The sequence below is a fragment of the Streptomyces axinellae genome (assembly GCF_039532135.1).
GTDB lineage: Bacteria > Actinomycetota > Actinomycetes > Streptomycetales > Streptomycetaceae > Streptomyces > Streptomyces axinellae.
Map to the genome: position 1 here is coordinate 1 of NZ_BAAARJ010000045.1, position 7,752 is coordinate 7,752.

Here is a 7,752-nt window from a genome sequence, read left to right on the forward strand (position 1 = left end):
CGAACAGGTCCCAGTCCACGTACGCACTCAAGGCGTCGGCGCATTCGCGCAGACTTTGCGCGAACACGGGGGAGGAGTCCAGTAGTTCTACGCCCATGCCGGCCCATTGCGAGCCTTGTCCGGGGAAAACGAACACCGTCTTACCCGGGTCCGCGGGGGTCACCCCTTCTACCAGCGAAGCGTGCGGTTCCCCCTCCGCCAGCGCCCGCAGTGCTTCCAGCAGTTCCCCGCGCTCCTGGCTGACGATGCCGGCCCGGTGGGGGTGGTGGGTGCGTGAGGTGGCCAGGGTGCGGGCGATCTCGGCGACATCAACCTCGGGCCGTTCGCTGATGAACGTGGCCAGTTGCGCGGCCTGTTGACGTAGTGCGGGTTCGTTCTTGGCGGACAGCAGCACTGGCGGGCCGGGGGACTCGCCCTGTTCGGGGTGCTCTTCGGCGGGGGCCTCGGGTGCGGCTTCGAGGATGACGTGGGCGTTCGTCCCGCTGATCCCGAAGGCGGAGACGGCTCCGCGCCGGGGCCGGTCGGTCTCGGGCCAGGTCCGGGCCTCGGACAGGAGGGCGAGAGCGCCGCTGGACCAGTCGATGTGCGGGGAGGGCTCGCTGGCGTGCAGGGTGGGCGGCAGGATGCCGTGCCGCAGGGCCAGAACCATCTTGATGACGCCCGCGACCCCGGCCGCGACCTGGGTGTGGCCGATGTTCGACTTGAGCGAGCCCAGCCACAGGGGGCGCTCGGCGGGCCGGTTGCGGCCGTAGGTGGCGAGCAGGGCCTGGGCTTCGATGGGGTCGCCGAGGCTGGTGCCGGTGCCGTGGGCCTCGATGGCGTCGATACCGCTTTCGGGCAGCTCCGCGTTGGCGAGCGCGGCCCGGATCACCCGTTGTTGGGAGGGGCCGTTGGGTGCGGTGAGGCCGTTGCTGGCGCCGTCCTGGTTGACGGCCGAGCCGCGGATGACGGCCAGGACGTGGTGGCCCAGGCGGCGGGCGTCGGACAGGCGTTCAAGGACGAGCATGCCGACGCCCTCGCCCCAGGCCGTGCCGTCCGCTGACGCGGCGAACGGCTTGCAGCGGCCGTCGGGCGCGAGGCCGCGCTGGCGGCTGAACTCCACGAAGACCCCCGCGTGCGGCATGACCGTCGCGCCGCCCGCCAGCGCGGTGGAGCACTCGCCGGCGCGCAGTGACTGCACAGCCATGTGCACGGTGACCAGCGACGACGAACAGGCCGTATCGACCGTGACCGCCGGGCCCTCGAAGCCGAAGGTGTAGGCGATACGGCCGGAGGCGACGCTGCTGAGGTTGCCCGTCAGCAGATAGCCGTCCGTGGACTCGGGCCCGCCGCGCCGCAGCGACGCGTACTCGACGGCAGCCGCGCCCGTGAAGACGCCGGTGCTGCTGCCGTGCAGCTCGCCGGGGACGATGCCCGCGTGCTCCAGCGCCTCCCAGGACGTCTCCAGCAGCAGCCGCTGCTGCGGGTCCATGGCGCGCGCCTCGCGGGGACTGATGCCGAAGAAGTCGGCGTCGAACCCGTCCGCGTCGTGCAGGAAGTGCCCGCGTGCGGCGTACGTCTTGCCGTGTGCGTCCGGATCCGGGTCGTAGAGCCCCTCGATGTCCCAGCCCCGGTTGTCGGGGAAGGGGGAGTCCGTCGTGCGGGACTCGCGCAGCAGGCGCCACAGGTCGTCGGGCGAGCGCACGTCACCGGGGAAGCGGCAGCCCATTCCGACGACGGCGATGGGCTCGTGGCTCTTCGCCTCGAACTCGCCGATGCGCTTTTGGGCCTGGTGCAGGTCGGAGGTGACCCTCTTCAGGTATCCGCGGAGCTTGTCCTCGTTCATCGTCTGCCGTCGACCTCGGAATTCCGTCGTCAGTGAGTCGGTGAGCCAGTGAGTCGAGTCGTGGAGTTGGTGACCACGGTGAGCCAGTGAGTCGTGGAGCCGGTGACCCGGTGACTCGGTGTGTCGGTGTGTCGGTGTGTCGGTGAGTCGTGCGCGTACGGAAAGGAAGGTGGCGCGTTATCAGGCGGCGGCCCGGAGCCTCATCATCAGGTGACGGGCAGCATCACCAGGTGACGGGCAACCGGTCCACGCTGTGGATGGTGAAGCCTTCGCGGGTGCCCAATGTCCCGGCCGACTCGGTGAGTCGGAGGCGGGGAAAGGCGCGGAAGAGCGCGGGGATCGCGATCTTCATCTCGGCCCGTGCGAGGTTGTGGCCGATGCACTGGTGGATGCCGTGCCCGAAGGCGATGTTGCTGCGGAGTGGCCCGGCGGTGTGGAACGCCTCGGGGTCGTCGAACTGTTCGGGGTCGCGGTTCGCGGCCGAGAGGGAGACGGTGACGGTCTCGCCCGCGCTGACGCGCACTCCGCCCAGCTCCAGGTCCTCGGTCGCGGCGCGGCTGACGAACTGGGTGACCGACAGATAGCGCAGCAACTCGTTGGCCATGGCATCGGACAGCTCCGCCTCATGGGTGTCGTACGGGTCCGGCAGGCTCAGGACGGCAGCGCGCAGGTCCTCGTCGCTCAACAGGAGGTATATGGCCAGCGCGAGCATGCTGGCCGTTGTCTCGTGCCCGGCGATCAGCATCATCATCGCCAGGCCCGCCAACTCCCCGTCGTCGAGGCTGCCGTCGGCGATCAGCGCGCTGAGCAGGTCGTCGGAGGGGCTGGCCCGGCGCAGGCGCACCAGGTCCGCCATGCGCGCGTTGGTCGCGCCGATGGCGGCGGCTGCGGCGACGGGGGGGCTTCGCCGGTCGAGGGTGGTGGTGCGCAGCCGCTGGATCTCGTCGGTGATCTCGTCGGTGGAGCCGAGCAGTTCGGAGATGACCTGTACGGGGATCGGCATCGCGAACTCCGGCACCAGGTCGGTGGGAGAGTCGGCCTTCTCCAGCGCCGAGATCCGCTCGGCTGTCGCCTTCTCGATGGCCGGCTCCAGCTGGCGCACGCGGCGCACCGTGAAGTACCGGTTGAGCGGGCCCCGGTAGCGGGTGTGCTCGGGGGCGTCCATGCCGATGAACACGCCGCGCGGGGCCACCGACGGGGCGAGCGGCATCGGAATGGGGGAGGCCCTTAGCTCGTGGCGGGCGCTGAGGGCCGGGTGGGTGAGGGCGTCGCGCGCGAGCGCGTACCCGGTCACCAGCCAGCCGTCCCTCCCGCCCGGGTAGGCCATGCGGACGATCGGCCGCACGGCGCGCAGCGCCGCGAAGTCGGGCGGCGGGTCGAACGGGCAGCTTCGCGCGGTCGGAAAGGCGGCGACGGTGCTCGGTCTGCTGGTCATATGTACTCCTGTCGGTGAAATGCGGGGTGGGTGTGGAAATCCCGGACGGGAAAATCGGGAAAGGGGCGCCGGATGGGGAGTCGGAGGGGAATGCCGGAACGGGGAATCCGGGTGGAGGGTCGGACGGGAACGTCGTGACGGGAAATCCGGGTGAGGCGTCGGACGGGAAAATCCGGGCCGGGAAGCCGGATGGGGCATCGGGAAAGCCGGGCGGGGAAATCGGGCGGACACAACGGAATGTGAAGGGCGCGGACGCTTTCAGAGCGCATTGTCGATGAAGTCGAAGAGGTCGTCGTCGGACGCCGCGTCGATCCGGTCCGAGATGTCGGCGGGATCATCCGGTCCGCGCGCTCCGGGTACACCACTCGCGCCCCCCGGTGCGCCGGAAGCCGGCGCGGTGGCCGTCAGCTTGCCCAGGAACTCCTTCAGCTGGGCGGCGAGCAGCGCCCGTGCCCCGTCGTCGGGGCCGGCCGCGAGGACGACGGTCTCCAGCCGCTCCAGGTCGGCCAGCGCCGCCCCCGTCACATCGGCCTCGCCGGGGGCCAGTTCGGTGCGCAGGTGCTCGGCGAGGGCTGCCGGGGTGGGGTGGTCGAACAGCAGCGAGGCAGGCAGCCGCAGGCCGAGAGCCGTCCCCAGCCGGTTGCGCAGTTCGACGGCCGTCAGGGAGTCGAACCCGGCGTCCTTGAAGGCCCGCTCGCCCCCCAGCGCCGTCGTGTCCGGATGGCCCAGCACGGCGGCTGCCTCCCCGCGCACCAGCTCCACCAGCGCGCCGACCTGCTCGCCGGACGCCAGTCCCGCCAGCCGCTCCCGCCACCTGTCGCCGGGCGAGCTGTGGCCCGCCGAAGCGCCCGGTGCGGCGCTGCCCGCTCCCGCCCCGGCCTCGGCCCGCCGCACCGTGCGGCGGCGCAGCCCGCGCAGCACGGCGGGCGTCGCGTCCTCCGTACTGCCTCGCAGCAGCGCCGGGTCGAACACCGCCGGGACCGCGTGCGGGAGGCCCAGCTCCGGCGCCGCGTCGAGAAGTGTGAGGCCCGCCTCGTCGGACAGCGGGAGCAGCCCGCCGCGTGCGATACGGGCCCGGTCGGCCGCGCCGAGCCCCTCCGTCAGTCCGCTGGCCTGTTCCCACAGTCCCCAGGCGAGGGAGGTGGCGGGGAGTCCTTGGGTGTGGCGGTGGTGGGCGAGGGCGTCGAGGAAGGTGTTGGCGGCGGCGTAGTTGGCCTGTCCGGGGTTGCCGAGGGTGCCGGCGGCGGAGGAGTAGAGGACGAAGGCGGACAGGTCGGTGCCCGCGGTCAGCTCGTGCAGGTTCCAGGCGGCGTCCACCTTCGGCCGCAGCACGCCGTCCAGCCGCTCCGGTGACAAGGCCGTCACAATCCCGTCGTCGGTCACTCCGGCGGTGTGGAAGACGGCGGTGAGGGGGTGTTCGCCGGGGATGCGGCCGAGGAGGTCGGCGAGCGCCTCGCGGTCGGCGGCGTCGCAGGCGGCGAGGGTGATCTCGGCGCCCAGGGCCGTGAGTTCGGCGTCCAGTTCGGCGGCGCCGGATGCTTGCGGCCCCTGACGGCTGACGAGGAGGAGGTGGCGTACGCCGTGCCGCGCGACGAGGTGGCGGGCGGCGAGCGCGCCGAGGGTGCCGGTGCCGCCGGTGATGAGGACGGTGCCTTCGGGGTCGAGCGGCTGGGGGAGGGTGAGGACGATCTTCCCGGTGTGCCGGGCCTGGCTCAGATGACGGAACGCGGCGGGCGCCTGGCGGACGTCGAACGCCGTGACCGGTAGCGGACTGAGCACCCCGCTCTCGAAGAGCGTGAGCAGCTCGCGCAGCATCTGCTGGATACGGTCGGGACCGGCGTCCGCCATGTCGAACGCCTGGTAGGTCACGCCCGGGTGGTCGGTGGCGATCTGTGCGGGTTCGCGGATGTCTGTCTTGCCCATTTCCAGGAAGTGGCCGCCGCGCGGCAGCAGGCGGAGGGAGGCGTCCACGAACTCTCCGGCGAGGGAGTCGAGGACGACATCGACGCCTTGTCCGCGGGTGGCGGTGCGGATGTGGTGTTCGAAGTCGAGGGTGCGGGAGTTGGCGATGTGCTGGTCGTCGAAGCCGAGTTCGCGCAGGGTCTCCCACTTGGGCGGGCTGGCGGTGGCGTAGACCTCGGCGCCCCAGTGCCGGGCCAGCTGTGTGGCGGCCATCCCGACCCCGCCCGCCGCCGCATGCACCAACAGGCGTTGCCCGCACGCGAGTTGACCGAGATCGGCCAGTCCGTAGTACGCCGTCAGGAACACCACGGGCGCGGCGGCGGCCTGCGGGAACGACCAGCCCTTCGGCATCCGCACGAGCAGCCGGTGATCCGTCACCGCCACCGGGCCCATGGACCCGTGGAACAGCCCCATGACCCGGTCGCCCACACACAGTCCCGAGACCTCGGCGCCGACCTCGGTGACCACACCGGCGCCCTCCCCGCCGATCACCTCGGTGCCCGGATACATGCCCAGCGCGATCAGCACGTCCCGGAAGTTCAGCCCCGCCGCCCGCATGGCCACCCGTACCTCGCCAGGCCCCAGCGGGTCCGTGGCCTGGGCGGAGGCGGCCAGGACGAGGCGGTCGAGCGAACCGGCCGACGACACATCCAGCCGCCAGCCGTCCCCTTCCCCGGACGGCACCGCCAAAGCGGTCGGCGCACTCGTCGGCGCACTCGTCGGCGCGCCCGTCGGCGTACTCGCCGTCGTACCCGCCGCCGTTCCCGTCTGGGTGCCTGTCGGCCCCGGACGGCCGACGGCCAGCCGTGGTACGAGCAACTCACCGTCTCGTACGGCAAGTTGCCCCTCACCGGCTGCGGACAGTGCGGGAACGGCGAGCAGCGGACGTACCCAGTCGGCGCGTCCGTCGAGGTCGGCGACGACGATGCGGCCCGGATTCTCGGCCTGCGCGGAGCGCAGCAGCCCCCACAGGGAGGCCGTGGCCAGATCCTCCGGCCGCTCTCCGCCCCGCGCCGCGACGGCCCGCCGGGTGAGGACGGTCAGCAGCGAGTCGGCGAAGCACGGCCCCGCCAGCCACTCCTGCACCAGCGCGAGCGTCCGGTGAGCGGCGGTGTGCACCGCGACTGCCTGATCCCCGCCGGGCTCCGCCTCGGCGGACGGGCATACCAGCACCAGGTCCGGGGCCGGGGCCGCGCCGCTGTCGAGCACGCGGGCGAGCGCCCGGAGATCGGCGTACGCGGTGACCGTCGCCTCGGGCGCGAGCCCGTCACCCAGCTCGGCCGGCCTCGCGGACTCGTCTGGCCGGGCCGGGGCGCCGACGAGGGCGATGTGCCGGGGCGCCTGAGCGGCATCACTCTCCGGGACCGTCATCGGCACCCACGTCAGGTGGTGGAGGCCGCGCGGCTCGCCTTCGCGCCCGGCGCCCCCGACGCCGCGGGCGGCACCCGCGCGGGCCAGCGCAGCGGCGAAGCCCTCCTCGTCCAACGGCCGTACGTCCAGCGCCCCGATCTCGGCGACCGGCCCCCCGGCGGCATCGCCGAGGCGCAGCGTCACCCGGCCCTCGCCCTCCGGCTGCACCCGCACCCGCAGCACCGACGCCCCCACCGCGTGCAGCGAGACATCCGTCCACGAGAACGGCAGCCGCAGCGAGCCGCTCTCGGAGAGGAGGGCGAGCGGGTGGAGGGCGGCGTCGAGGAGCGCGGGGTGGAGAGGATGGGCGGGGGCGTCGGGCGCCAGGGAGTCGGGGACGGCGATGTCGGCGTACAGGTCCGCACCGTGCCGCCAGGCCGCCGTGAGCCCCTGGAAGGCCGGGCCGTAGTCGAGGCCGATGGCCGCCAGGTCCGCGTAGAAGCCGTCCAGCGCGACGGGCTCGGCCCCCTCGGGCGGCCACACCGCCTCGGCCCCGGCGGCCGGCGGAAGGGGAAGCTCCGCGGAGTCCGCTGTCAGAGTCCCGCTGGCATGACACGTCCAGGGGGCTTCCGCGCCCTCCTCCTCTCCGTCGTCCTCGGTGGCGGAGACGGGCGGACGGGAGGGCCGCGAGTGGATGGACAAGGCGCGGCTCCCCTCCTCGTCAGGCGCCCCGACGAGAAGCTGAAGCTGTACGGCCCCCTCCTCCGGCAGCGGCAGCGGCGCTTGAAGGGTCAGCTCGGCAACCCGGTCGCAGCCGGTATGGGCGGCGGTGTGGAGGGCGAGGTCGAGGAGTGCGGTGCCGGGGAGCAGGGGGGTGCCGTGCACGGCGTGATCGGCCAGCCAGGCGTGCTCGGCGAGGGCGAGGCGACCGGTGAACAGTCGGCTCCCGTCCGGCAGTTGGACCTCGGCCCCCAGCAACGGATGCCCGGCGGTGCCCAGTCCGGCAGAGGCCACATCGGAGGAGGCCGCCTTCGGGTGGATCCAGTAGGGCTGGTGTTGAAAGGGATAGGTGGGGAGGTCGGTGGGTGGGGTCGGTGGGGTGGAGGGGTTTTGGCTACTGGCGTGCCAGTTGGGTGTGTGTCCGTGGGTGTGGAGGGTGGTGAGGGTGTGGGTGAGGGTG

The 7,752-nt window shown here is 72.7% G+C and carries 3 protein-coding genes; all 3 read right to left on the reverse strand.

All coding sequences use genetic code 11. The features are described from left to right. Positions 1-1,825 (reverse strand): type I polyketide synthase (locus ABD339_RS33220; RefSeq protein ID WP_344570904.1); only part of this gene is annotated, 1,825 nt, incomplete at its 3' end. Between the two features lie 223 nt (positions 1,826-2,048). Next, complete coding sequence (locus ABD339_RS33225) at positions 2,049-3,260, reverse strand: cytochrome P450 (RefSeq protein ID WP_344570905.1); 1,212 nt, start codon at positions 3,258-3,260, stop codon at positions 2,049-2,051. 258 nt (positions 3,261-3,518) lie between these two features. Next, positions 3,519-7,752: SDR family NAD(P)-dependent oxidoreductase (locus ABD339_RS33230; RefSeq protein ID WP_344570906.1), on the reverse strand; the 4,234-nt coding region annotated here is incomplete at its 5' end.